The organism is Oleiharenicola lentus, assembly GCF_004118375.1.
In the GTDB taxonomy this organism is placed as follows: Bacteria; Verrucomicrobiota; Verrucomicrobiia; order Opitutales; family Opitutaceae; genus Lacunisphaera; species Lacunisphaera lenta.
The window spans coordinates 1,133,616-1,159,115 of the sequence record NZ_SDHX01000001.1 but is presented as its reverse complement, the minus strand read 5'-3'; the positions used below and the strand labels follow the sequence as shown (position 1 = coordinate 1,159,115).

General features: G+C 66.0%; 16 protein-coding genes. 9 read left to right on the top strand and 7 right to left on the bottom strand.

The features are described from left to right. The first annotated feature begins 83 nt into the window (after positions 1-83). Both ESB00_RS04810 and ESB00_RS04805 read left to right on the top strand, forming a co-directional pair. Positions 84-749 (top strand): HAD family acid phosphatase, encoded by a 666-nt coding sequence (locus tag ESB00_RS04810; RefSeq protein ID WP_164976048.1) that lies wholly within the window; start codon positions 84-86, stop codon positions 747-749. A 119-nt stretch (positions 750-868) separates the two neighbouring features. Next, entirely contained in the window at positions 869-3,154 is a 2,286-nt protein-coding gene (locus tag ESB00_RS04805) for a spermidine synthase (protein WP_129046585.1), read from the top strand. Between the two features lie 22 nt (positions 3,155-3,176). On the opposite strand, the gene ESB00_RS04800 is transcribed toward ESB00_RS04805, so the two are convergent. From ESB00_RS04800 to ESB00_RS04785, 4 genes are all read right to left on the bottom strand, one after another. Continuing rightward, positions 3,177-5,090, bottom strand: a complete 1,914-nt coding sequence (locus ESB00_RS04800) for a cyclic nucleotide-binding domain-containing protein (RefSeq protein ID WP_129046584.1) — start codon at positions 5,088-5,090, stop codon at positions 3,177-3,179. A gap of 6 nt (positions 5,091-5,096) precedes the next feature. Continuing rightward, entirely contained in the window at positions 5,097-5,507 is a 411-nt protein-coding gene (locus ESB00_RS04795; protein ID WP_129046583.1) for a response regulator, read from the bottom strand. A 149-nt stretch (positions 5,508-5,656) separates the two neighbouring features. Next, on the bottom strand, positions 5,657-6,058 hold the full coding sequence (locus ESB00_RS04790; protein ID WP_129046582.1) for a response regulator: 402 nt from the start codon (positions 6,056-6,058) through the stop codon (positions 5,657-5,659). Positions 6,059-6,343: 285 nt separating this feature from the next. Then, positions 6,344-8,533 carry a hypothetical protein gene (locus tag ESB00_RS04785; protein WP_129046581.1) on the bottom strand — a complete coding sequence of 730 codons (2,190 nt, stop codon included), beginning with the start codon at positions 8,531-8,533 and terminating at the stop codon, positions 6,344-6,346. A gap of 138 nt (positions 8,534-8,671) precedes the next feature. Between ESB00_RS04785 and ESB00_RS04780 the strand changes: the two genes are divergently transcribed. Then, on the top strand, positions 8,672-9,121 hold the full coding sequence (locus ESB00_RS04780) for a universal stress protein (protein WP_164976046.1): 450 nt from the start codon (positions 8,672-8,674) through the stop codon (positions 9,119-9,121). 155 nt (positions 9,122-9,276) lie between these two features. Then, entirely contained in the window at positions 9,277-10,719 is a 1,443-nt protein-coding gene (locus tag ESB00_RS04775; RefSeq protein ID WP_164976045.1) for a Gfo/Idh/MocA family protein, read from the top strand. 110 nt (positions 10,720-10,829) lie between these two features. Here the strand turns inward: ESB00_RS04775 and amaB are convergent, their stop codons facing one another. From amaB to ESB00_RS04760, 3 genes are all read right to left on the bottom strand, one after another. After that, the gene (gene amaB, locus ESB00_RS04770; RefSeq protein WP_218938680.1) at positions 10,830-12,371 is read right to left on the bottom strand and encodes an L-piperidine-6-carboxylate dehydrogenase; all 1,542 of its coding nucleotides are present in this window, start codon (positions 12,369-12,371) and stop codon (positions 10,830-10,832) included. 162 nt (positions 12,372-12,533) lie between these two features. Further along, positions 12,534-13,607, bottom strand: a complete 1,074-nt coding sequence (locus tag ESB00_RS04765; protein WP_129046578.1) for a saccharopine dehydrogenase family protein — start codon at positions 13,605-13,607, stop codon at positions 12,534-12,536. 73 nt (positions 13,608-13,680) lie between these two features. Then, positions 13,681-15,072, bottom strand: a complete 1,392-nt coding sequence (locus ESB00_RS04760; RefSeq protein ID WP_129046577.1) for a hypothetical protein — start codon at positions 15,070-15,072, stop codon at positions 13,681-13,683. Between the two features lie 119 nt (positions 15,073-15,191). Here ESB00_RS04760 and ESB00_RS04755 point away from each other — a divergent pair, with 119 nt between their 5' ends. From ESB00_RS04755 to ESB00_RS04735, 5 genes are all read left to right on the top strand, one after another. Continuing rightward, positions 15,192-18,209 (top strand): FAD-binding and (Fe-S)-binding domain-containing protein, encoded by a 3,018-nt coding sequence (locus ESB00_RS04755; protein WP_129046576.1) that lies wholly within the window; start codon positions 15,192-15,194, stop codon positions 18,207-18,209. Between the two features lie 95 nt (positions 18,210-18,304). Beyond that, positions 18,305-20,122 (top strand): adenine deaminase, encoded by a 1,818-nt coding sequence (locus ESB00_RS04750; RefSeq protein ID WP_129046575.1) that lies wholly within the window; start codon positions 18,305-18,307, stop codon positions 20,120-20,122. 65 nt (positions 20,123-20,187) lie between these two features. Beyond that, positions 20,188-23,334, top strand: a complete 3,147-nt coding sequence (locus ESB00_RS04745) for a beta strand repeat-containing protein (RefSeq protein WP_129046574.1) — start codon at positions 20,188-20,190, stop codon at positions 23,332-23,334. A gap of 86 nt (positions 23,335-23,420) precedes the next feature. Next, positions 23,421-24,587 (top strand): sensor histidine kinase, encoded by a 1,167-nt coding sequence (locus ESB00_RS04740; protein ID WP_129046573.1) that lies wholly within the window; start codon positions 23,421-23,423, stop codon positions 24,585-24,587. Between the two features lie 180 nt (positions 24,588-24,767). Then, complete coding sequence (locus ESB00_RS04735) at positions 24,768-25,424, top strand: response regulator (protein ID WP_129046572.1); 657 nt, start codon at positions 24,768-24,770, stop codon at positions 25,422-25,424. The last annotated feature ends 76 nt before the right edge of the window (positions 25,425-25,500 follow it).

Sequence of the window (25,500 nt, the reverse complement as noted above, 5' to 3'; positions counted from 1 at the left end):
AAGCCGGGTTTGGACGAACGGCTGGCCCGTCAGGGAACACAGCCGCGGGTTGTGTTTTGCCCGCGGCCTGCTTTCTTCGCCGCATGTTGAAGTTGAAGCGCCTCCCCGCCCTGCTCCTCCTGTCGGCCGTCCTCGCGCTGCCGGTGAAACAAACCGCCGCCGAGCCGGCCAACCTCAGCCCGGCCAAGGAGGCGGTTGTGCGCTACATCAACTCGGGCGAATACGGCCGCGACCTGACCAAGGTCGCGGTGAGCGCGAACAAATACCTCGTGCGGCGGCTGGCCAAGCCGCCCAAGGAGGGCGAGAAGCGCGCCGTCGTCTTCGATATCGACGAGACCGCGCTCACCAATCTCAGCCACATCATGGCCCACGACTTCGGCTATGTGCCGGAGGTGTGGGACAAGTGGGTGGCCGCCGGCCAGGCCAAGCCCATCGTGCCGGTGCAGCTCATCTACGACCACGCCGTGCGCAACGGCGTGGCGGTTTTCTTCATCACCGGCCGCGGCCCCGAGGATGCCACCGGCACCGAGCGCAACCTGCGCGAAACCGGCTACACCGTGTGGACCGGCATCCACTACAAGCCGGTCCCGGGGATGTCCGCCCGCCAGTTCAAGACCACGATCCGTCGCAAGCTGATCAACGAAGGCTACACGATCGTGCTGAACATCGGCGACCAGCAAAGCGACCTCGTCGGAGGCCTGGCCGAGCGCACCTATAAGCTCCCGAATCCGTTCTATCTTATTCGGTGAGCGGGGGCGAGACCCCGAGACCTGAGGGCTAAGACCTGAGGGAGAATTCCGAAAACAAATCCGCCCCTGTCCGGTTCCATCTTCGGGTCTTAGGTTTCAAGTTTCAGGTCTCTGCCTTCATGCTGCTTCCCGCGCTCACCATTTTCCTCGGCGCCTTCCTGCTGTTTCAGCTCCAGCCCCTGATGGGCAAGTTTCTGCTGCCGTGGTTCGGGGGCGGGCCGGGAGTATGGACGACATGCATGTTGTTTTTCCAGACGCTGCTGCTCGCCGGTTACGCCTACGCCCACGGGATCACCACGAAACTGCCGCCCCGGAAGCAGGCTGTCGTGCATCTCGGACTGCTTGCCGGGGCGCTCCTTTTTCTGCCGGTGATCCCGGGCGCCGGCTGGAAGCCAACCGGCAGCGATGTACCGGTGTTGCGCATCCTGCTGCTGCTCGCAGCCACCGTTGGGCTGCCCTACCTCGCTCTCTCGGCGACCGGGCCGCTCGTGCAACGCTGGATCAGTCTGGGCAACCCGACGGCGTCGCCCTACCGGCTTTACGCCCTCTCCAACGCGGGTTCTTTGCTCGCACTCGTGAGTTTTCCCTTCGTCTTCGAGCCGCACGCCACGCGCACGGCGCTCGGCTGGGGCTGGTCGGCGGGATTCGTGGTGTTCGCGGGGCTTTGCGGCGCGCTGGCCTGGCGCGTGCGGGCCTGGCCGGCGGGCCGAGACCGTGCAGGGCCGGTCTCCGGCCTGGCCGATGCCGATCCGGCAAGCCCCTTATCGCAGGCGGATGACTTAGCCCCGAACGCCACCGACCGGCTGATGTGGTTTGCCTTGCCCGCCGTGGCCTCGCTACTGCTGCTGGCCGTCACCAACAAGATCTGCCTGGATATCGCCGCGGTGCCGTTCCTCTGGGTTCTGCCGCTGGCGGTTTACCTGCTGACCTTCATTCTCTGTTTTGATCACCCCCGCTGGTATTCACGCCGCCTCTGGAGCGCGCTGCTTGTGCTGGGCTGCGGCGGCACAGCCCGTTGCCTGGCCGACTCAACGATTACCCTGCCGGTGCAGGTCGGCGTTTTCACCGCCACCCTCTTCGCGGCCGGCATGGTCTGCCACGGGGAACTTTACCGGCTGCGTCCGGCCCCTTCCAGGCTCACGGGCTACTACCTCGTCATCGCCCTGGGCGGGGCGGCGGGCAGTTTGTTTGTCGCGCTCGGCGGGCCGCTGCTGTTCGCCGACTACCGCGAACTGCAGGTCGGCCTGGTGCTGGCGCTCTACTTCATGGGCGTCACCTGCGTGCTGAAACGCAGCCGTGCGCTGGCCACGGGCTCGGCCGTCGGCGCGCTGGCGATAGTCCTCCTCGTGCCCGCGCTTCAGGCCGAGACGAGCCGGGGAGGGGCGACGTGGTTCACTTCATGGGCGCAGGAAACCGTCGGGTTCTTCGGTGAAAATGGGCCGGTGATCACGGCCGGCGCGGGCTTCCTGGCGCTGACCCTGCGACACCGCTGGCGGATCGGCACCGGTGTCTGGAAACTTCGCCACGCGGGCATCCCCCTGCTCGCGGCGGTGCTGCTGGGCGTGCTCTTTGTCGTGCAGGCCCGCAAGGAAGGGACGCTGGTGCTGGCCGCGGCGCGCAATTTCTACGGCGCCTACAAGGTGCTGCTCTACGGCGAGGAGCATGAGCGCTCGCGCAGCCACCTCCTCTCGCATGGCGGCATCACTCACGGCATGCAGCTCACGCACGCCGACTACCTCGACTGGCCCACGACCTACTACGGCGCCACCAGCGGCGTGGCGCGGGCGCTGGACTCGGTCAGCGGCGCCCGGCGTATCGGACTGGTCGGGCTGGGCGCCGGCTCCCTCGTCACCTACGGGCGGCCCGACGATGTTTTCCGCTTCTACGAGATCGACCCCGCCATCGTCGGCGTGGCCCGCGACTACTTCAGCTACCTCCGGCGTACTCCGGCCCGGGTGGAAATTGCGCTGGGAGACGCGCGGCTCTCCATGGAGGCCGAACTGCGGGACCGCGGGCCGCAGGAATTCGACCTGCTCATCCTCGACGCCTTCAGCGGCGACGCCATCCCCGTGCATCTGCTGACCCGCGAGGCCATGGCGATCTACCGGCAGCACCTGAAGCCGGGCGGGCTGCTGGCGATCCACATCTCAAACCGCCACCTCGACCTTCGCCCCGTGGTTGAGAGCCTGGCGCGGCACCACGGGCTGCACTTCGTCACCATCAGCGACACCGTGGAAAAGGAAAACTGGTGGCTCTACAACACGACCTGGATGCTGCTGAGCGCCGACGAAAAACTGCTGAAGGCCGAGGCCATCAGCCAGGCGGCCGAGGAGCCGCCCGACGAAACGGCACGGCTGGTGGACTGGACCGACGACCACGCCAGCCTCTTCGAGGTGCTGAAGTGACCGCGCGACGCCCAGCGGCGGGTCAGTGTTGACGGAAGTTGCCCGGCGAGAGCGGAAAGATCGGATGACCGAGGCGCTTCGAGCTGACCCGCTCGAGTTCGAGTGCCACCGAGTGGTTGTGCGTGACGAAGCGCATGAACTCCTTGCGCGGCACGCAGAGGCAGCGGGTGCCCGTCTGCGCCACGACGCGCGCGACGGAGTTGCTGTTTTGCAGCAGGCCGATCTCGCCGAAGTAGCTGCCGCGGCCGATGACCGCCAGCCGGCGCTGGCCCGCGATGATCTGGGCTTCGCCCTCAAGGATGATGAAAAAGCTTTCGCTGAAGAAACCCTGCTCGAGGATGACCTCCTTGTCGGCGTAGTTCTTGATCAGGGAAAGCTCGGCGAAACGCTGCACCGCCTGCCGGTGCCACGAGGCGCAGAGCGAGATGCGGGAGAGGAAAGGAGCGATGCGCACCTGGTGGGTCAGCGCGGGGAGCGGCATCCGGGCGAGCAACTCGACCTCGTAGGGCGCGCGCTCGGTCAGAAGCAGGTGAACCGGCGTGAGCGTGCGGCAGGTGCTGTCGGGCCGCGCGGGATCCGCCAGATCGTGCAGGCCGACGAGGTCGCCCTCGCCCAGCACCTGCACCAGCACCCGCCGGCCGCTCTGGGCCAGGCGATAAACACCGACCTCGCCGGAGAGAATCACCCCGAACCGGCCGTCCAGCGGCAGCGGCTTCCACGGTCCCAGTTCCTCCGAGCGAAAGGCCTTGGCCAGCGGTTGCTGGACCTGCGGCGGCAGGAGCCGGAGCGCCGGCGAGGCGAGCAAGGCGCGGAGCCGGGCGGCTTCGTCGGTGGGGAGCTTGCCGCGGCGGCACCAGCGGCGGAAAGTGAGGACCAGCCATTCCTTCCAGCGGCGCGCATGGTCGCGCGAGAACACGTAGATCTCGAGACCGAGGTAGATCAGCGCGAGCAGGCCGAGGGAACCGGCCGCCGCCAGGCCGAGACGCGGACCGAGCGTCTGCCAGAAGGCGAGCTTCCACGGGGGCATCTCCGACAGCTCGCCAAAGAAATAGGCCAGGAGTAGCGTCCAGACCACGCCGTAGGCGACCTCCAGCCAGGTCGTCGCGCTGCGCAGGCCCAGCGCCAGCAGCTTCACGCGGTTGCGCACCGAGCGGTTGGGCGGAAAGATGAAATGATGGCTCGCGTCGTTCAGCCGGCGGTGGGCGCCCACGCGGATGATGGCGTTCATGCGGGCGCGCAGGAACGGCCGGCCCAGGATGAAAAGAAAGGCCAGCGGTGGGATGGCCCATTCCGGCCGCAACCAGCACAGCAGCCCGGCCGTCAGCGCCACGAAAGACAACGGTCCGACGGCCACCGTGCGCTGATCCTCCGGCGGGAGCATGCAGGCGTCATCCGTGCAGATAAACCAGCGCTTCAGGTAAACCTCGCCCTTGGCCCCACGCAGGAGCGACGCTCCGAGGGAGGCACCCACCAAACCTGCCAGCAGGGCCAGCCCGGTGCCGATGGCCGCATCCTGCCAACCCAAAGGCAGAAGGGGTCGGAAATATACCGAGACGCCCAGCCCCAACAGAAGCATCACCCAAAGGATCGGTGACCAATAGGCCATGCGCAGGCTCAACGGCCAGCTGGCGGCCATCACCGGCACGGTGGTCTGACCGGGCTCCACCAGGATGCGCGCGCGCACGGCCTTGAGGATGATCTCGTAGAACTCTCCCAGTGCAGGACTGAAACGCTCCGTGATCGCCGATTCCAGCACCTGCGGGACGGTGCGTGCCTCGCCAAACTGTTCCAGCACGACCCACTGCTTCGACGTGATGGTCAGGTAGGTCCGCTCCGGAATGTTTTTCACCACCTGCACGCCGCCATACGAGGAAGTGCGCTGCAGCTGCGAGGCCAGCTGCCATTTTTTTGCCGTGAGGGTAAGATTGATGTCCATGACCGCTCAGGAACCCTGCGCGGCGCGAGCCGCCGTCACCTTTTCGAGGACCAGCTCCAGCCGGAACGGTTTCGCCATGAAATCCACGTCCCGCAGGTCTTCGGGCCAATACGAGACGTCACTGAGGTGTCCGCTCATGACCACGATGCTGCCCCGCTTGAACCGGGCCCGAAACTTGCGGGCCAGCGTCAGGCCGTCGACTCCGGGCATCATCACATCCACGAACGCCACCAGCGGCTCGGTGGTCCGTTTGGCCAGCACAGCAAGCGCCTGGTCGGCATTGCCGGCTTCCTCAATCTCCAGACCGGTCTCAGCCAGAAACCGGGTCATCAAGGTCCGGATCGAGACCTCGTCATCAACCAAGAGAACCCACGGGGTGGCCGGGGAGGAGTTCTGCCGTGAGCTGAGGTGAGACATCTGAAATTAATGATTCGAAGGGTTTTGCGCGTGAGTGGAAGTTGTAAATCGTCACCGCCAGAGGAAATTGACCGCTAATCATGCCATAAGTCACGGAACCGAACCGGTTCATGCGCTCGGAAGGATGACGCCTTTCAGTCCGTGATCTGTTAACCGCGAGCCACGCGAAGCAGCTCCATGATTTCCGAGTGCCGGAACGGCTTGGTCAGAAACGTCAGCTCGAGCAGGTCCGCCGGCCACCAAGATTTGCGGCTGGTCTGACCGCTCATGAGCACGATTCGGGCAGTTTTCAGGGTCGGGCGCAACTTGCGCGCCAGTGTGAGCCCATCCATGCCCGGCATGACCACATCCACGAAAACAATGAGCGGCTCGGTCGGACGCTGGCCGAGAATCACCAGGGCGGAGGCCGCATCAAATGCCTCCACCACTTCAACCCCTGTCTCGCGGATGAAACCCGCCATCACCTGCCGAATCGGCTCTTCATCATCTACCACCAGAACCCAGGCAGGGAATACTGGCTTGGCCGGGCTGTTGTCAGGGGTGGAAGTCATAGCAATTAATCAGTGGATGACCCCACAATCGGCAGTCCTTACCCAAATCAAGATAGGTATTTTACCCTATTTATAATAGGGCTATTATCCAGAATACACGGAGCTTAATTATTATCCCTTCATGCTATCCTTTATATAGTTAAGTAACTATATAGCTCATCGTTAAAAATTAATAGGCGCGATTAGCATCCAGAATTGGTCATTATTTTGGGGTATTGCACCCATAAACAAAGACGCCGTGGGGGTTAACCACGGCGTCTTGCAGCAGGAGTATGATGGCGGATATTATTTGGCCGGCTCTGCCACTGGCGCTGTCGCGGGAGCCGGGGCCGCGGGCGCTTCCGCCGGAGGCGGCTCCTGCCAGAAATAGTGCCCCCTCTGGTTGTGATCCCAGCGGATGTAGCCGGCGGCGGCCACCAGCACGACCAGGAACAGCCAAATGAGACGGCGGCGACGCGCGGCTTCCTTGTCCTCGTAGGGATCCTCCAAGGAGCGTTTCGACCCGGCGGGCAACACGGCAAGATCGGTCAGCTTGGTGCCGAAGGGAATGTTGATCATCACCCGGCCGTTCACAGCCCAGCCGTTGCCCTCGAGGATGGGTCCGAGCGTGCGTTGCCGCAGTTTGAGCCAGGCGATCACCATCGAGGGGGTGGAAATCACCAGCATGAGACCGACGAGCACCAGCGGATACTGCCAGGCCTTGAGCTGGAATACGTAGCCGAGGATCAGCGTGAGGGCGCTGATGGCGCCGGTGATCGCCACACCGATGGCGGCGACGGCCCCCACGTCCACCTTCTTGGGCGGCTCGGCGGGCTTGGCCTTGTCGGCGTTGGCGGCGGCATCGGCCGCGCCGGCGAGCTTGGCGTTCGAAGCGGCCTCGGCCGCGGCGGCGCGCTTGGCCACCTGCTCCTCGATCATGCGGATGAACTTCTTGTAGGGCGACCAGAAGGCCTGCCGGATGCTGATCGGATTGTCCACAATGCTGGTGATGACGGCATCCCAGTCGTTGCCGGCGCGGTCATAGAACACACCGTGCCGGCCGACGAAGAGATAGTCGCTGTCGCCCTGCGTGAAGCAGGCGGCGATGTTCATCGTCTTGCCGCCGGGCCGCGTGCAGGCGCAGTAGGCGATGTAGGCCTTGCTCATCGCCGCGAGGGGATTGGCGGCATCGACCCGGATGCAAAGCTCGGTGCTGCGGCTGTCCAGGTAGAGCGTGCCGGCCTGGAACATCGCCCAACGGTCTTGCGAGTAAAAGTCCGCGAAGTTGACGAAATTGTGCAGCAGAGCGCGCAGGTCGCGGTGATAATGCGCCAGGCGGTCCACGTCGCTGATGGCCTTGAACTCGGGCTCCAGCGCCTTGTCCTTGGCCACAAGCGCCGCGAGTGCGTCCAGGCCCTTGCCCGCCAGGATTTCCTTGATGCGGGCCAGGCCAAGCTTCTCGACGGTGCTGCCGGCCTTGCTGCCGAGCCATGTCTCGTAGGGTGCCAGCTTCGCGTTGAGCGCGGCCCAGTCGGCCTCGGTGAGGGACGTTTTCGCGGCCCCGAGCAGAGGGGTGACAACGGTCTTGTGCAGGGTGGCCAGGGCCGCGGCCCAGGCAGGATTCACGCCGTCCAGCAGCGGCAGCGCCCGACCACCCTCGACGGCGGCCAGCGGAAAGCCTGAGACCTCGTCGGCGGTGATCTTCAGGTCCTTCGCGGCAATCGCGAGGTATTCGCTCTCGCTGCGGTTGAGCGCCGCGGCGGCGCGCTTGTCGAAGGCGGCCAGCCGGCAGCGGCCGAAGTAATCCTCGACCTTGGCCCGCACGGCCTTCAGCGCGGTGACCGCGGCGTCGGTGGCTTCACCGAGGACGGCGATGTCCTTGAGCGCGCTGTTCTCAATCCAGGCCGCGTAGGCCGCGAGGTCGGCAAAGAAGGCATCCACCTGCGCGGCCGTGACGCCCACGGAACCGGTGCGATCGGCGGTGCCGCCGGTGCAGGCGATGATGTCCTTGATGAGGGCCTGCACGGCTGCGTCCTCGCTGGCCTCGGGCGGGATGACGCCGTCCCCGTTGAGCGGACTCGCGGCGAAGATGGCAGCGGTGTTGTTTGTGTCGGCCACCGTGATGACCGCGGAATCCTTCTTGCCGAGGTTGACCAGCACTTGTCGCGCGGAAGCGAGGGCGATTTTCCCCTCCGGCGTCGCCTCGTTAATGTCGGCCAGGGCAAGGCCGTCGGTGCCGCGCAGGAGCACGCCAGTGTCTTTCAGCCGGAGGGACGCCCACTTGATCGCGGCAATCAACTCGGGCACGCGAATGCGTCCGTCGCCGTCGCTGTCGATCAGCTTGAGGGTGGCCTCGTCCAGTTCCAGGCCCTTGACCGGGCAGCTGAGCGCGACCCACAGTTTCTGATCGAGGTTTTCGAGATTGAGCAGGTCGGCGCCGCTTTCGAGCGTCACCTGGTCAAGCCCGCCGGTGCGGAAGAATTTCCAAGTATGCATGGTCGGGAGTGTGTCCGCGCATGTTTCCCCGGGGCGATGAGGCTGGCAAACGCGAAGTGGCCGGCATCTGCCAAGATGTGCGCAGTTCTTGCCAAGGAACCGCTGTCCGGCGGAAGGAGAACCGTGCTAGATTGGACTATGAAAACCCTGCTCGTGCCCGTTGATTTCTCTGCGGTCACCGAAAAGGTGATCGAGGCGGCCCTGGCGCAGGCCAAGGCCTTTCGGGGGCGGGTTCACCTGCTCCACGTCATCCAACCCCCCGTCGTCGGCAGCGGCGAGTTCGCGCTGCCGGTCGAGATTGTCGAGGAGGCCGTGAACACCAACAAGCGCAACGCCCTCCAGAAGCTCGACGGCCGGCTCGAGACCTTCCGGGGCGCCGGCATCGAATGCTCCGCCTCCACCGTCGTCGGGGCGCCCGACTTCGCCATCCTGGAGGAAGCCGCCAAGATCGAGGCCGACGCCATCATCATGGGTTCGCACGGTCACGGCCGCCTCTACGATTTCCTGGTCGGCAGCACGGCCAGCGGCGTCATCAAGCGCACCAAGTGCGCCGTGCTCGTGATTCCGCCCGCCGACAAGCACGGCTGAATTCTGACGCTGGTTCATCCCTGAACTTCGCCCGGTCTGACGCTTCGAACGCAAACCGGCGGTGAAAACTTGCGCGTGCTCCGCGCGTGGCTACAGCATGCGTCATGCTTCCCCCTCAAGGCCCCACCCCGGCCGGCGTTGACCGGCGTCACTTCATGAAAACCCTCTCGGCCGCCGGCCTCGTGCTTGGCGCCGCCCCGGGCCTGCTTGCCGCCGCCGTCACCGGCCGGCGCAAGCGCTACGCCATCGTCGGCCTCGGCTCGCGCTACCGGATGTATCACGACGCGATCGAGAAAACCTACAAGGAACACGCCGAGCTCGTCGCCCTCTGCGACAAAAACGCCGGCCGCCTCGCCCTCGCGCAAAAGCGCTCCGCGGAAAACGGCGCCCCCGTGCCCGCCGGCTACCTGCACACCGATTTCGACAAGATGGTCCGCGAGGCGAAGCCCGATGTCGTCATCGTCACCACCATGGACTCCACGCATGACGAATACCTTGTGCGCGCCATGGAGCTCGGCTGTGACACGGTCACGGAGAAGCCGATGACCACCACGCCCGACAAGTGCCAGCGCATCCTCGATGCCCGCGCGAAGACCGGGAAGCTCGTGCGCGTCCTCTTCAACTACCGCTACTCCCCGCCCCGCACGCAGGTGAAGGACATCCTCATGTCCGGCGAGATCGGCGAGGTGTTGTCCGTTGATTTCCAGTGGCTGCTCAACACCAGCCACGGCGCCGACTACTTCCGCCGCTGGCACGGCCGGAAGGAAAACTCCGGCGGCCTCATGATCCACAAGGCCACCCACCACTTCGACCTCGTCAACTGGTGGCTCGGCGCCGTGCCCGTGCGCGTGGACGCCACCGGCAAGCGCGAGTTCTACACCCCGGCCATGGCGAAGCGCTTCGGCCTGTCGTCGCACCACGACCGCTGCCACACCTGCCCGGAAAAGGACAAGTGCGGCTTCTTCATGAGCCTCGCCGACAACCCCGGCCTCAAGTCCCTCTACCTCGACCAGGAACACCATGACGGCTACTTCCGCGACCAGTGCGTGTTCAACCCGCGCATCGACATCGAGGACACGATGAACGTCATCGTCGGCTACGACAACAACGTCACCCTCAACTACAGCCTCAACGCCTTCAACGCGTGGGAGGGCTACCAGATCGCCTTCAACGGCACGCTCGGCCGCCTCGAGCACAGCATCGTCGAGCAGGTCTATGTGAACGCCGCCGACTCCGACGACGCCCAGGGCGCCATTGCCGAGGGCGGCACGCGCACCCGCGTCATCCCGCTGCGCGGCGCCGGCCGCAAGGTCGAGCCCTGGACCGGCACCGGTTCCCACGGGGGCGGCGACAAGCTGATGCTCGACGACCTCTTCCTGCCCGCCCCGCCCGCCGACAAATACCTGCGCGCCGCCGACGAGCGCGCCGGTGCCATCTCCATTTTGATCGGCGCCGCGGCGAACCAGTGCTTCACCACCCACCAGCCCGTGGACATCCGCAAGCTCGTCACCGGCCTCGGCACCCCCGAATACGCCCCGATGCCCTCCCGCACCGGTCCGCTCCCGATGCCCCAAGCCGCTCGCATCCGCCGAGGCTGAGGAACCCTGTCCGCGGTCTCGTTTCTGCCCAGGCGCCGGTCCCTCGACCGGCGCCTTACTTTTGTGGAGGGTCCAGCTCCAGCTGGACCGCAGGCTGCGCGCTCAGCCACTCAATCGCCAAACCTGATCCCCTGCGCGAGCGGCAGGTCGTCGGAGTAGTTGATCGTGACCGTCTGCCGGCGCATGTAGGCTTTCCAGGCGTCGCTGCCGCTCTCGCGGCCGCCTCCGGTTTCCTTTTCGCCGCCGAAGGCGCCGCCGATCTCAGCACCGCTCGTGCCGATGTTCACGTTGGCGATGCCACAGTCGCTGCCCCGGGCGGACAGGAAATGCTCCGACTCGCGCAGGTCGGTCGTGAAAATCGCGGAGCTCAGGCCCTGCGGCACGGCATTCTGTAGGGTGATCGCCTCGTCGATTGTCTTGTAGGTCATCACGTAAAGGATCGGCGCGAAGGTCTCGTACTGCACCACCGGCCAGGAATTCTCGGCCTCGACAATGGCGGGCGTCACGTAGGTGCCGCCGAGGTGCTCACCACCGTGGAGCACGCGTCCGCCGCGGGCCTTCACCTCGTCGAGCGCAGCCTGCATCGCGGCCACCGCCGTCTCGTCGATCAACGGGCCGACCAGCGTGCCGGGTTTGAGCGGGTTGCCGACCGGCAGCTGGCGGTAAGCGGTGACGAGCGAGGCGACAAAGGCCTTGTACACCGACTTGTGGACGATGATCCGGCGCGTCGTCGTGCAACGCTGGCCGGCGGTGCCCGCCGCGCCGAAGAGCACGGCCCGCAAGGCCAATTTCTGGTCGGCGGACGGCGTCACGATGATCGCGTTGTTGCCGCCCAGTTCCAGCAGCGAGCGCCCGAAGCGGTGCGCCACCACCTCGGCCACGCGCCGGCCCATGCGCGTCGAGCCCGTGGCCGAGACCAGCGGCACCCGCGTGTCCGCCGCGAGCAGCTCACCGATCTCCGCCGCGCCGACGGCGAGGGAGAAAATCGCCGGATTCACGTCGCACTCATGGCAGACCATCTCGGCGAGCCGGATGCAGGCGATGGCCGTGAGCGGCGTTTTTTCGGACGGCTTCCAGAGCGTGGTGTCGCCGCACACGGCGGCCAGCGCGCTGTTCCACGCCCAGACGGCCACGGGAAAATTGAAGGCCGAGATGATGCCAACGACCCCCAACGGCTGCCATTGCTCCAGCATGCGGTGGCCCGGACGCTCCGAGGCGATCGTCAGGCCGTGCAATTGCCGCGAAAGTCCGGTGGCGAAGTCGCAGATGTCTATCATCTCCTGCACCTCGCCCTCGCCTTCGGCCGGGATCTTGCCCGCCTCCAGCGACACGAGCCGACCGAGCTCGCGCTTGAGCCCGCGCAGCGCCTCACCGTAGCGACGGATGACCTCACCGCGCTTCGGCGCCGGCAGGTCGCGCCAGTCGATGAAGGCCTCCGCCGCCGCCTTGACCGTACGTTCGTAGTCCGCCGGCGAGGCGGTGCGCACGCGGCCGATCAGCGAGCCGTCAATCGGCGAGAACTTGTCGATCACCGGCCCGGACCCGCCCCATTCGCCCGCGAACACGCCGGGATTGGCGGTCTTCATGGAGAGACCGAGCTTGGGAAAGATCGCCTTGGCGACCGTGGCGACGGAGGTGGAGGAATAGGGCATTTTAGAAGCGTGTCAACCTGAGCGCAGTGAAGGATCCAAGGCATGTGCGGTGCGTTTGTCCTGCTGGATGAGGATGTCGCTTCGCTCGGGACTTCGCTCTGCTCAGAATGACAGATATGGGCTGGGTTGGTGAATCGAAAATCAAGAATCCAAAATCGAAAATTATCCGCCGTAAACTTTCCCGCCCCACTGGGTGCCGAGGAAGTCCTCCAGCGAGACGCTCTCCTGTTTCACGAAACCGGGGCCGAGCTTTTTCTTCGCGAACAGCTCCAGCACGCCGGTGATGCCGGCGGCGGTGGTGAGTTGGATGGCGTTGAGCTTGCGGCCGGCGATGACGGCGCCGTGCATTTTCTTGATGAAGCTGCGCTGTTTCAGCCGGCCCTCGCGGTCGGTGCCGACGACGCTGACATAAAACACGACGACATCCGATTCCGTGAGCGGCACCTCCTGGTCGAAGATCTGCGTCACCAGTTCCTGCCGCGGCGCGAGGTTGAGATCGTGCAGGAGGAATTTCATCAGGTCGCGGTGGCCGGGATAGCGCAGGGTCTTGTAGTTCAGCTCCTGCACGCGCCCGGCGAAGGTCTCGCCCATGGTGGCCACGCCGCCCGAGGTGTTGAAGGCCTCGTATTCGACGCCGTCCACCGTGAGCCGCTCCACGCCGTCGAGCGGCATGGTCGTCACGCGCCGCCCGCCGTAGAGCGCGTCGCCGGGCTGGCAGTATTCGTTGATCAGACCGGCCGTGCTCCAGCTGAGGTAATACTTCATCTGGTTGCTGGCGTTGAGCGGCAGCGCGCCCACGCGCATCTCGCAGGTGCGGACGTTCTCCAGCGATGACGCCAGCGAGCCGCCCACGATGTTGATCGCGCCAGGAGCGAGGCCGCACTGCGGCATGAACGTGCCTTTGTGCTTTGCCGCCAACCCGCGCACGAAGGTCGTCGTCTCGACGTCCTCCGTGAGATCGAAATAACTCACGCCCGCCTCCGCACAGGCCGCGGCGATGGTCTTGTTGAGGAAGTAGGGCGCCGCGCTGACGACCGCATCGCGTCCGCCCACGAAGGCGGCGAGCTCTGCCGGCTTGTTGACGTCAACGCGGGCGAATTTGGACTTTTTCAGGCCTTGGAGATCCACGCCCGGGCGCACATCCGCGAGTGCGACGTTTTTGCAGAATTTGCAGGATTCGAGCAAAGTCGCGATCGTGCCGCCGACCTTGCCCGCCCCGATGATGCCGATTTTCATGAAGTAAATGATTGGGTGGAGGGCCCAGCTCCAGCTGGGCCGCGCGGCTCAGCTGGAGCTGAGCCTTCCTAGGTTAATGGGTGTGGGAAACCTCGCGCACGTTGCGCGGATCGACGGCCGCGATGATGGCGCTGACGGCCTTCTGGTTGAACCCCTTGAAACCGCCCTTGCGCTCAAGGTTCTCCAGGTGGCTGCCGATGGCGCCGTCCTTCACGAAGGCCGCCGCCTGCGCATCGGTGATCGAGCCGCGCGCGCGCAGCCGTTCGACGCGGCCCGGGTCCACCGTCCAGCGCTCGCCCTCGGTGAAGGCCTGCTTGAGGAACGGGAAATCCGAAAACGGCCGCATCGTGGCGATGCCTTCGGCCGCGAGCTGTTCGCGCAGCAGCGGGTGGTTGAACCGCGCCTCGAGGTGATGCATGCCCGCTTGCAGGAAGCTGTCCCCGTGCAAACCGCACCACAGGCCGACCGTGCCGACCTTGGCCACCTCGGGCAGGCGCTTCGCGGCATAGTCCTCGTTCACCTCGTCGGGGAGCAGGTCCACGTCGGCAAAGACCACGATGCCGACCGCGGCCGTCTCCATCACCTGCGCACCCCACCCCGCCTCGGCGCCGGCGTAGAAGCGCTCGCGCTTCTCCAGCCCGAGTCGCTCCATGAACTTCACCAGGTCCGGGAAATGCCGCCGCGAGCAGCGGTAGGTGTGGTGATCGTGGTTGGCCCAGCCAAGACCGAGCATGTCCTGCCGGCGCTTCTGCACGCGGCCGGCCCGGTTGCGGAACATCCAGAACTCGCGCTCCTCGGCGAAGAACAGCTCGCAGGCCACGTCGCGACCGACGAGGCCGATGCATTTCTCCAGCACGGCAAAGGCCTGCTGCACGCCCTCGTCGTCGTTGGCGAAGTTGCGCTTGCGCGTCCGCCACAACTCGCGCGCCCGCAGCAGCGTGGTCGCGAATCCGGCCGGCGGCTCTTGGACGACAAAGCCGCGATAGCCGAGTCGCTCGACGGCCAGCAAGGTGGCGCCGTTTTCCTCGCCGACGCGCACTTGCCGCAACCGCGCACCCGGTGCACCGCAGATTTCGCCCGTCAGCCCATGCCGCCCCATGAAGTCCGCCAGAAATTCCGGGCGGATCGCCAGGATGCGGGGAAAGGCCGACGGCGCGGCCCCGGCGGCCACCAGCACGCGCGGCAGCATGGCGTGCGGATGCGCCAGCGCCATCTGCCCGGCCGGGACCTCGGTGGTCTCCGGCACGAAGCCGGCGGCGCGAAATTCCTTCTCGTGCTCCGGCGAGACGACGAAGTGATCCACCCATTCGAAAAATTCCGTGCCGGTCTCGGCGTGCATGCGTTGCGCCAGCGCGGCCGCGAAGGAGTTTTTCTCGAGGAAGGCGTTGATATGCCGCGAGAGCAGCGCCTCGGCCTCGTAGGCCAGCGGCCAGTTGAAGTTGTCGGGAGTTTGGAGGGAAGACATGGGGTAAGTTTTGTTGCGTGTGTCATAAAGGTCCGGCGCGATTAACCAAGATTTTTTGGGCCGAAGCGGGCGCGGCTTTGGCCTTTGCTGCTTCGCTGCTTCGTGTTCTATCAGTCCAGATGATCGCAACGCCTCCCGACCTCTCCGCCCTCGCCGCCCGCCTCACCGGCGCGCTGCACATGGGACGGACGATGCGCGCACTCTACGCGACCGACGCTTCCGAATACCAGGAACTGCCGCTGGCCGTCGCCCTGCCCCGCACCGAGGCGGACGTGCGCGAACTGGTGCGCTTCGCGGCGCAACACCGGATCGGCCTCATCCCCCGCACGGCCGGCACTTCGCTGGCGGGCCAGGTCGTCGGCAGCGGCATCGTCGTGGACCTCGGCCGGCATCTCAACCAGATCGTCTCCTTCGATCGCAGCACTCGCCGCGTGCGGGTGCAACCGGGCGTCGTGCGCAATGAACTCAACCTGTTCCTTCAGCCGCACGGCCTGTTCTTCACCCCCGAGACCTCCACGGCCAACCGCGCGATGATCGGGGGCATGGTCGGCAACAATTCCTGCGGCGCCAACTCCATCGTCCACGGCACCACGCGGGAACACCTCATCTCCGCGCGCGGCTACCTGAGTGATGGATCGGAGGCCACCTTCGGTCCTCTGACAGCGGCGGAATTCGCGGCCAAGTGCGCCGGACCCGACACGCTCGAAACCAGAATCTACCGCGAGGTCCGGGCCGTGCTCGGCGACGCCGGCAACCGCCAGCTCATCCGCGACCACTATCCGAAGCCCGCCGTCACGCGCCGCAATACCGGCTACGCGCTCGACCGGCTGATGACGTGCCACGTGTTCGACCCGGCGTCCGACCGGCCCTTCAACCTCTGCCAGCTCCTGGCCGGCTCCGAGGGCACGCTCTTCGTTGGCGTGGAGTTCGAGCTGAACGTTGAGCTGCTGCCGCCGCCCGGCGCGCTCATGTGCGCCCATTTCGCCAGCGTGCACGATTCGCTCAAGGCCACGCTCATCGCGATGCGGCACCGGCCCTTTGGCTGCGAACTGATCGACCGCCACATCCTCGAATGCACCAAGGCCAACCTCGAGCAGGCGCGCAACCGCTTCTTCGTGCAGGGCGACCCGGGAGCCGTGCTCGTCATTGAGGTGCGCCATGCCGACCGCGCCACCATCGAGGCCACGATGCGCACGCTCGAAGCGGAGCTGCGCGCCGCCGGGCTCGGCTACGCCTTTCCCGTGCTCTGGGGCGAGGACTGCAACCGCGTGTGGGACCTGCGCCGCGCGGGCCAGGGCCTGATGATGAACGTGCCGGGCGACGCCAAGCCGCGCGAGGTCGTCGAAGACACCGCTGTCGCCGTCGAGGATCTGCCCGCCTACATCGCCGAGTTCGACGCATTGCTGCGCGAGAAATACGGCATCAGCAGCGTCTATTACGCCCACGCCGGCGCCGGCGAGCTGCACACCCGCCCGCTCTTCGACCTCAAGACGGCGGAGGGACTGCGGATGTTCCGCGGCATCGCCACCGACGTGGCCGCGCTCGTGAAAAAATATCGCGGCTCCCTCTCCGGTGAGCACGGCGACGGCCGCCTGCGCGGCGAGTTCATCCCCTTCATGGTCGGCCCGGAATGCTACGCGCTCATGCGCCGCATCAAGTCGGTCTTCGATCCGGCCAACATTTTCAATCCGGGCAAGATCATCGATACGCCGCCGATGGACACGGCCCTGCGGCACGGCCCGGACCACCCGACGCCGGACTATAAGACTGTATTCGACTTCAGCGCCTCCCAGGGCGTGCTCCGCGCTGCCGAGAAGTGCAACGGTGTCGGCGAGTGCCGCAAGTCCCACCTCATGGGCGGCACCATGTGCCCGAGCTACATGGCCACGCGCAACGAGCAGGACACGACGCGCGCCCGCGCCAACCTGTTGCGCCAGGTCCTGACCAATGCGCGCGAGGGCATGAACGCGTGGGACAGCCAGCAGGTGAAGGAGGTCATGGCCCTGTGCCTTTCCTGCAAAGCCTGCAAATCCGAGTGCCCCTCGAATGTGGACGTCACCCGCCTCAAGGCCGAGTGGCAGCAACACTACCACGATGCCCACGGCGTGCCGCTGCGTTCGCGGATTGTCGCCGGCTACAGCGCCTCCATGCGCTGGGCCACGCTGGTTCCGGCGCTCTACAACTGGATCGTCACCGCGCCCGATGTTTCGCGTTGGATCAAGGATTTCACCGGCTTCGCCCGGCAGCGCAGCCTGCCCACCCTGCCGGCGACCACGCTGCGGAAGTGGATGGCGCAAGGTGGAGCCCGCGCGGAGCGCGGGCTCGGTTCTCTTGTAGGGTCGGCCCTTGGGCCGACCTCGCCCTCGAACCAGGTCGTCGCAAGCGACGACCCTACAAAGGATCGCCCCCGCCGCGTCCACCTCTTCTGCGACGAATTCACCGACACCACCGACGCCACTGTCGGGATCAAGGCGGTGCAGCTCCTCGAACGGCTTGGCTACGAGGTCGTCCTTCCCGCGCAGGTTGAGAGTGGCCGGGCCCATCTGTCGAAGGGCCTCGTGCGCGACGCCCAGCGTCTCGCCATCCGCAACGTCGAGCTGCTCAAGGACGTCGTCACCGCCGAGGCCCCGCTCATCGGCATCGAGCCGTCGGCCATCCTCGGCTTCCGCGACGAATACCCCGACCTCGTGCCCGCTTCCCTGAAAGACGCCGCGCGCACGCTCGCGAAGCACGCCCTGATGATAGACGAGTTCATCGCCCGCGAAGCCGAGGCCGGCCGCATCCGGCCGGAACAGTTCCGCGCCACGGAACGCACGATCAAGCTTCATGGCCACTGCCACCAAAAGGCCCTGTCCTCCGTCGCTCCGACCGTGAAAATGCTGCAACTGCCGGCCGGTCACAAGGTATCGGTCATCCCCAGCGGTTGCTGCGGCATGGCCGGGTCCTTCGGCTACGAGGCGGAGCACTTCGCCGTTTCCCAGCAGGTCGGCGAACTCGTGCTCTTCCCCGCCGTACGCTCCGCCGCCCCAGAGGTCGTCATCGCTGCGCCCGGCACCAGCTGCCGTCATCAGATCCTCGACGGTACCGGCCGGATCGCGCTGCACCCGGTGGAGATTCTGCACGAGGCGCTGAGGTAGGGACAGTCTGTGACTGGCCGCGACCGGTCGAAGACCGGTCCTACTCAAGAAATTCCCGGGCTGGCATCGGCGCTGCTCCTGTCTATCCTGCCACTATGCCCCTCACCCGCTTCTCCGTCCCGCCGCTGCACACCGTCACCCGCTCGCTGGCTGCCGTTGCCATGGGGCGCAAGGCGCCCGACCTCGTCATCACCGGTGCCCGCATTCTTTCCACCTACACCGAGCGCATTCACGAGAACCGCGAGGTCTGGATCAAATCCGGCCGCATCGCCGTGGTGAAACCTGCCGGCACGTTCAAGGCCGGCCCGAAGGACAAAACCAAACTCTACGACGTGCGCGGCGGCCTGCTCGCCCCCGGTCTCGTGGACCCGCACATCCACATCGAGAGCTCGATGATGACCGCCTGCGCCTACGCCGAAGGTGCGTTGCTCAACGGCACGACCACCATCTTCTGCGACAGTCATGAGATCGGCAACGTCTGCGACGCCGCGGGCATCGAGTGGATGCTGCGCGACGCCCGGCAGGCCCCGCTCAACATCTTCCTGACGGTCCCCAGCACCGTGCCGGCCACGTCGGCGTTCTTCGAGACCGCCGGCGGCGACCTGACGCCCGCGAAGATCGGCAAACTCTTCGACAAGTGGCCCGAGGCCGTCGCGCTGGGCGAGAAGATGGATTTCGTGCAGGTCGCCATGGGCGACAAACGCAGCCACGGCGTCCTCGCCGAGGCGATCAAGCGCGGCAAGCCCGTCTGCGGCCACATCTACGGTCGCGAATTTGTCGCGGCCGGTGCCGCCAGCGGCATCAACGACACCCACGAAGCCATCGACCGCGACATCGCCGATGACTTTCTCGAGAACGGCGTATGGGTGTTCCTCCGCGGCGGTCCGCCGACCACGCCCTGGCACTCGCTGCCCCAGGCCATCAAGACCGTCACCGAACTCGGCGCCCACCCTAAGCGCGTGTGTGTCTGCACTGACGATCGCGACGCCGACGATCTTTTCCTGTTCGGCATGGACTGGGTCGTGCGCGAGGCCGTGAAGCACGGCATGAAGCCCGTCACCGCCTGGAGCATGGGCTCGCTGCACCCGGCCACGCGTTACGCCAAGGACGGAGACATTGGCGGCTTCGGCCCCGCCCGTCGCGCCGACCTCGTGCTGCTCAACGACGACCTCGTGCCGCAGAACACCTGGTATGGCGGCGAACTCGTCGTCGAGAACCGCAAGGTCACGCCGCTCCTCGATAAGGCCCTCTCGAAGCGCTACCGTTACCCGAAGGCCGCCTACGAAACCGTGAAGCTCGCGCCGAAGCTCACGCTCACGCCCGCGCTGCCCACCGGCCCGGTCACGGCCAACTGCATCCGCACCGCGCTGCCCGGCATCATCCTCTTCCACGAGAAGGTCGCCCTCAACCCGCAGCCCGGCGAGACTTGGTCCGACCTGTTCGCGAAGCACGGCCTGTGTTTCGTCACCGTCATCGAGCGCCACGGCAAATCCGGCAAGGTCGCCCACGGCCTGCTCAAGGACTTCGGCCTGAAGGAAGGCGCGGTCGGCAGCTCGGTCGGCCACGATGCGCACAACATCATCCTCGCCGGCACCAACGAGGCCGACCTGCAGCTCGCGCTTAAAACCATCAAGGCCATGCGCGGCGGCGTCTGCGTCATCCGCGGCGGCAAGGTCGTCGCGAAGGTCGCCCTCCCCGTCGCCGGCCTGCTTTCCGACAAACGCGCCACTGTCGTCGCCGCCGAGTCCACCGCCCTCAAGACCGCCTGGAGCGCCGCCGGCTGCACCCTCCCCTACATGGGCTTCAACCTCATCCCGCTCTCCGTGATCCCCGAGATCCGCATCACCGACAAGGGCCTGGTGACCGTGCCCGGCATGCAGATCCTGCCGCTGTTCGAGCCAGCGACGACCTGACACACCGGCTGGCTGTCCCCGTGTTTCCCCTTGTGGCCACCTTCAACATAAGGATAATTGGCCCTATGCGCCTTCGCCACACCTTGGGCCTCACGCTTGCCTGCTTGATGGCCACGATCGCGGCGGCACAGACAACCTATACTTGGTCGGGATTGGGCGGTGATTCGATCTTCACCAATCCTAACAACTGGCAGGGCAACGTGGCACCCGCCGGAACTGCGACGGACAATCTGGTTTTCCCGGGTCTGCCGGCGAACCTGCTGGATGAAGTGGGCTTCACCGCGATTCTCAACTCACCGACCAGCGCTGGAGACATCACGTTCAACGGAAACTACTACAGTTTTTATCTCAGTGGCACAGGCCCGCTCACCCTCCATGGCAACGTAGCCGCCGTGGGCAATGTAGGTAACATCTCGCTCCCGGTCATCCTCTCCGCCGGGAACCACACCTACGCGGGCAGCAACCATGTTTTCCAGACTGGCGTCGTGTCGGGCACCGGCGGCATCGCCGTAGACAGCGGCACCTTGGCCCTTTTCAACTCGGTCAACACCTACTCCGGCGGCACCACCGTCAACGGCGGCACCGTCCTCGTCAACGGCAGCAGCTCGCTCGGCACCGGACCCGTCACGATCAACTCGGGCACGCTCACCCTGTCAGGCAGTGCCTACACCCTGGGCTACAATATCCTGCTCGGGACCAACGTCACTCTGAGCAGCTACGCAGCCGCCAGCAGTCCCCAGCTCGGCAACGGCAGCACGACGCTCACTCCCGTCGCGGCCGGGCCGACCACGGTCAATGTCAATGTCGCCTACAGCACCGGGCCCGTGGTCATCGGCGGCAGCCTCGCTGATGGCAGCGGCGCCACTACCTACGCCTTCACCGACGAGGCCGGAGTTGGCGGTCTACTGGGAGGGTATTTCCGCCTGACCGGCACCAATACCCACACCGGCGGCACCGCGGTGAACGCCGACGCCACGGTCATCTTCGGCACGGCCGCTGCCATCCCGGCCACCGGCCTCATCACCGCGGCCACCGATGCCTATGCCGGCATCGAGAGCCCGACGCTGCAGACCGCCTTCCTGAGCAAACTCGACGCCGCCACCTTCAGCGGCACCATCGGAATTGAGAACGATGATTCCACCTTTACCGGCAACATCGACCTGAGCAGCTTCTCCGCCAACGGCGGCTCGGCGTCCATCGGCACGCGTGGCTATGCCTTCCTGACGGGCCTGATCACCCCCTCCAGCACCTCCAACCAATACCGGTTCCGCAACAGCGGCACGCTCTTCGTGGAAGGCGCCAATCCACTTTCGGGCAGCCGGAGCGTTCACTCGACCTCGTTTGCCAACGCCTCGGTCCCCGGCATGCTGGTTCTGGCACAAAGCGTGGCCAACACCTACACGGGTGGCACTTATGCGGATAACGCCGCCATCGTCCTCAACTCGCCGGGCTCGTTGTCCGCTTCGACCACCATTCATCTCGCCAACGGCGGTTACGTCAGCGTTACCGACACCTCCACGCTCTCGATCGCCAACCTGGTCAGCAAGATCGGCACCGTCACCAACGGCGGCGTGATCGGTTTCGACAACTCCGCCAACCTGTTCGGTGGATTCAACACCTACCTCTACACGGCCCCCGTCGATTTCTCCGCCCTCACGACCGACGTCTATCTCGGCACCGCCGGCGGACACACCGCCTTCAGCGGCGTGATCACCACCGCCAATGGCAACACGGGCGATTATTTCCTGACCGGGTATGGCTATGCCGAACTCGAGGTTTCCTCCCAGCTCACCGGCAGCAAGGCGCTCCATGTCGGCATAGCACAAGGAGAGGCCGGCTCGGTCTATCTCGAACACGTCAACAACACCTACACCGGCGGCACTTTCCTCAACACCGGCTCGCTGATTGTCGCGGCGGCCGGTTCCCTCGGCACCGGCCCGATTACGACCGTCGCGGTCGATGGCACCTCCTCACCGTATCTGGAAGGGCCGAGCAACAGCACCCTGTCCAACAGCATCACCCTGGGTGCCGTCGATCTGAGCCTCTACTGGGGCAGCAACAGCACCTTTTCCGGTGTGATTTCCGGCACGGGCAGCCTGACCATCAACAGCGACCTGACCCTGTCCGGTGCGAACACCTACAGCGGCGGCACCTATGTGCCCGCCGGCACCTTGGTGACCGCTACCACCCATACCTCCCTCGGCTCGGGTGGCTTGAGCCTGGACACCGGCTCCACCGTGCGGTTCACCTCCGCCGCGCCCCAGATCGGCAGCCTCCTCCTCGGCGGCACCTACTTCGATGATACCGATGGCGTCTACGAGCGCTCCTCGGTTCTTGAATTCGCCACCAGCGGCAACGCCACGCTCACCATCAACCAGGCGGATGATGGCACTTTCGAAGGCGCCATCGGTCAGGGCACGGGTGTCGGCTCGCTGGTCAAGAACGGCAGTGGAACGCTGACCATCGGCGGCCTGGTGGGCGCGGACAACAACGTCCACACTCCCTTCAGCGGCGGCACCACGATTAACGACGGCAAGTTGATCGCCGGTTCCGCCACCGCGCTCGGCACGGGCACCATCACGATCAACGGCGGTGAACTCGGCACCGATTTCGGCGTCACGCTGGCCAACGCCGTGACCTTCGGCGCCAACGGCGGCACCCTCGGCGGCAGCGGCACGTTCTCCGTCCCGATCACCGCCGGCACCAACGTCACCCTCGCCCCCGGCGCGTCCCCCGGCACCCTGACTTTCACCGCCGGCCTCACCCTCGCCCCCGGCGGCAACCTGGAATTCGAGGTGCAGGCCGCCACCGGCATCGCCGGCACCGGCTTCGATCTGGTGAACGTCTCCGCCGGCCTGCTCGACATCACCGCCACTTCCGGTTCGCCCTTCACGATCAAGCTGACGTCCCTCGATACGCTGGGCGATCCCGGCGACGTTTCGGATTTCTCGTCCTCCACCGGCTACACCTGGATGATCTTCCAGGGCAATTCCGTCTCCGGCATCAACGGGTTCGTGACGAACAAGTTCATCCTCGATGCCTCTGCCTTCACCAACAGCCTCAATGGCGGCGTGTTTTCGCTCACCCAGGGGCTGAACGGCGCCAACCCCGCCCTCTATCTCAATTTCAGCCCCGTGCCCGAGCCCTCCACCTACGCGCTCGTGGTCACCGGCCTGCTCTCGGTGGTTTTTCTGCGCCGCCGCCGGGGCTGAGGAGGGCGACCGTTCCGGTCTGCCATGACCCGGGCATGACTTTCTTCCCATATCGCCAATCCGCCGGGATGTGGTAGGCTGGCGGGATGGACATCTGGCCCAAGGACCGCGGCACGTATTACGGCTCGTTCGCCTTCGCGAGCGTGGTGCTGGGCTGCTACGCGGGCTATTTCAACACCCGCACCTTCTACACGTCGGAGTGGATGGCCCTGCTCTCGTTTGTCCTCGGCGCGGTGCATGTGACGCTGGGCATCTTTTGCACCGACTACGCCGCCGCCGATTCCCGGCGGCAGTCCGTGCTCTACTTCCTGGGACAATGCGCCCTGCTGACCGTCATCCTGCTGATCAGCCCCATCCGGGGTTTCATGGGCGTCCTTGTGTTGCCGGTCGTGAGCCAGTCGGTCCTGCTGCTCGGCTGGCGCGGTGCGGCACTGGTCACCGCCTATCTCTACGGCATCAACGTCGCGCTGTGGGGCGTGCCCTACGGTTGGGGCTCCGCCCTTCAGGCCCTCATCAGCTACTCCGCCGGTTTCGCCTTCACCGTCGTTTTCACCGCCATCACCCGGCAGGCGCTCGAGGCCCGGCATTGTTCGGAGAAACTCCGCCATGAACTCGAAAAGGCCAACCTTCAGCTCCGCGCCCAGGCCGCCCAGACGGAGGAACTCGCCACCACCCGCGAACGCAACCGCGTCGCCCGCGAGATCCACGACGGCGTCGGCCACTACCTCACCGTCGTGAAGACCCAGCTCGACGCCGCCTCCGCGCTCCTGCCCGCCCAGCCGGACCGCGCCCGCGAGGCCGTCGGCAAGGCCGCGAAACTCGCCGCCGAGGCGCTCGACGACGTGCGCCGCTCCGTCGGCACCCTGCGCACCGACGCCACCCGCCCGCCCCTGCCCGAGGCGCTGAAGGAACTCGCCGCCCACGGCGAACCCGCGCCCACGCTCGCCATCGAGGGCGAGCCGCGCCCGCTGGCCCCGGGGGTCGAGCACGCGCTCTTCCGCGCCGCCCAGGAAGGCCTGACCAACATCCGCAAACATGCCCGTGCCACCAACGCTCTCCTGCGCCTCGACTTCCGCACGCCGCAGCGCGTCGTGCTCGAGCTCGCCGACAACGGCGTCGGGGCCAATGGCGCGAACGGCACCGGCTTCGGCCTCCGCGGCCTGCGCGAGCGCATCGAACTGCTCGGCGGCACCGTGGCCAGCGGCAACCGCCTCGAAGGCGGCTTCGCCCTCCGCGTGGAGGTGCCGGCGTGAGGCGAAAAGGGTCACCACGAAATACACCAAACACACGAAAACGGAAACCTTCCCCATGAAACGCCCAACCGATCAGAACAAGGCAGCCTCTGACCGAGGCGTTTCCTGATTTTTCCCCTTTATCAAATCGTCCCAGGTTTTCGTGTGTTTCGTGTATTTCGTGGTTTCCCTCCTTCCTGAATGAAAAAACTCCGCCTCCTGCTCGTGGACGACCAGTCGCTCTTCCGCGAGGCCTTGCGCACGCTGCTCTCGCTGCAGCCTGACTTCGAGATCGTCGCCGAGGCCGAGAACGGTGAACGCGCCATCACTCTCGCCAAGGCCCACCGTCCCGACGTGGTGCTCATGGATCTCCGCATGCCGGTCATGGGCGGCGTCGAGTCCACGCGCCGCCTCCTGCAGGCGGTGCCGTCCGCCCGCGTTGTCGTGCTGACCACTTTCGATGAGGACGAAGAGGTCTTCGAGGCCCTGCGCGCCGGCGCCAACGGCTACCTGCTCAAGGCCTGTTCGGCCGACAAGCTCTGCGAATCCGTCCGCGCCGCCGCCAAGGGCGCCTCGGTGCTCGAGCCCTCCGTCGCCGCCCGCATGATGGCCGAGGTCAACCGGGCCGCGACCCGCGAGGGCCGCAAGGTCGCGCCAGCCCTCTCCGACCCGCTCACCGACCGCGAACTCGCCGTGTTGCGCCTGCTCGCCGCCGGCCGCAGCAACAAGGAGATCGGCGGCGAGCTCGGCATCACCGAGGGCACCGTGAAAAACCACATGACGAACGTGCTCGGCAAACTCGGGGTGCTCGACCGCACCCAGGCCGCCCTCCGCGCTCGCGAGCTGGGGCTGATCTGAAGAAGTTGCCCTTTGTGGGCGGCCAGCTTGCTGGCGCCACGCATGCCGACCAAGTGGCGCGAGCGAGCTCGCCGCC

What these genes read in the sequence shown, in the direction of transcription:
- ESB00_RS04810 (WP_164976048.1), top strand. Translation starts at nt 84, where the DNA reads ATGTTGAAGTTGAAGCGCCTCCCCGCCCTGCTCCTCCTGTCGGCCGTC.
- ESB00_RS04805 (WP_129046585.1), top strand. Translation starts at nt 869, where the DNA reads ATGCTGCTTCCCGCGCTCACCATTTTCCTCGGCGCCTTCCTGCTGTTT.
- ESB00_RS04800 (WP_129046584.1), bottom strand. Translation starts at nt 5,090, where the DNA reads ATGGACATCAATCTTACCCTCACGGCAAAAAAATGGCAGCTGGCCTCG.
- ESB00_RS04795 (WP_129046583.1), bottom strand. Translation starts at nt 5,507, where the DNA reads ATGTCTCACCTCAGCTCACGGCAGAACTCCTCCCCGGCCACCCCGTGG.
- ESB00_RS04790 (WP_129046582.1), bottom strand. Translation starts at nt 6,058, where the DNA reads ATGACTTCCACCCCTGACAACAGCCCGGCCAAGCCAGTATTCCCTGCC.
- ESB00_RS04785 (WP_129046581.1), bottom strand. Translation starts at nt 8,533, where the DNA reads ATGCATACTTGGAAATTCTTCCGCACCGGCGGGCTTGACCAGGTGACG.
- ESB00_RS04780 (WP_164976046.1), top strand. Translation starts at nt 8,672, where the DNA reads ATGAAAACCCTGCTCGTGCCCGTTGATTTCTCTGCGGTCACCGAAAAG.
- ESB00_RS04775 (WP_164976045.1), top strand. Translation starts at nt 9,277, where the DNA reads ATGAAAACCCTCTCGGCCGCCGGCCTCGTGCTTGGCGCCGCCCCGGGC.
- amaB (WP_218938680.1), bottom strand. Translation starts at nt 12,371, where the DNA reads ATGCCCTATTCCTCCACCTCCGTCGCCACGGTCGCCAAGGCGATCTTT.
- ESB00_RS04765 (WP_129046578.1), bottom strand. Translation starts at nt 13,607, where the DNA reads ATGAAAATCGGCATCATCGGGGCGGGCAAGGTCGGCGGCACGATCGCG.
- ESB00_RS04760 (WP_129046577.1), bottom strand. Translation starts at nt 15,072, where the DNA reads ATGTCTTCCCTCCAAACTCCCGACAACTTCAACTGGCCGCTGGCCTAC.
- ESB00_RS04755 (WP_129046576.1), top strand. Translation starts at nt 15,192, where the DNA reads ATGATCGCAACGCCTCCCGACCTCTCCGCCCTCGCCGCCCGCCTCACC.
- ESB00_RS04750 (WP_129046575.1), top strand. Translation starts at nt 18,305, where the DNA reads ATGCCCCTCACCCGCTTCTCCGTCCCGCCGCTGCACACCGTCACCCGC.
- ESB00_RS04745 (WP_129046574.1), top strand. Translation starts at nt 20,188, where the DNA reads ATGCGCCTTCGCCACACCTTGGGCCTCACGCTTGCCTGCTTGATGGCC.
- ESB00_RS04740 (WP_129046573.1), top strand. Translation starts at nt 23,421, where the DNA reads ATGGACATCTGGCCCAAGGACCGCGGCACGTATTACGGCTCGTTCGCC.
- ESB00_RS04735 (WP_129046572.1), top strand. Translation starts at nt 24,768, where the DNA reads ATGAAAAAACTCCGCCTCCTGCTCGTGGACGACCAGTCGCTCTTCCGC.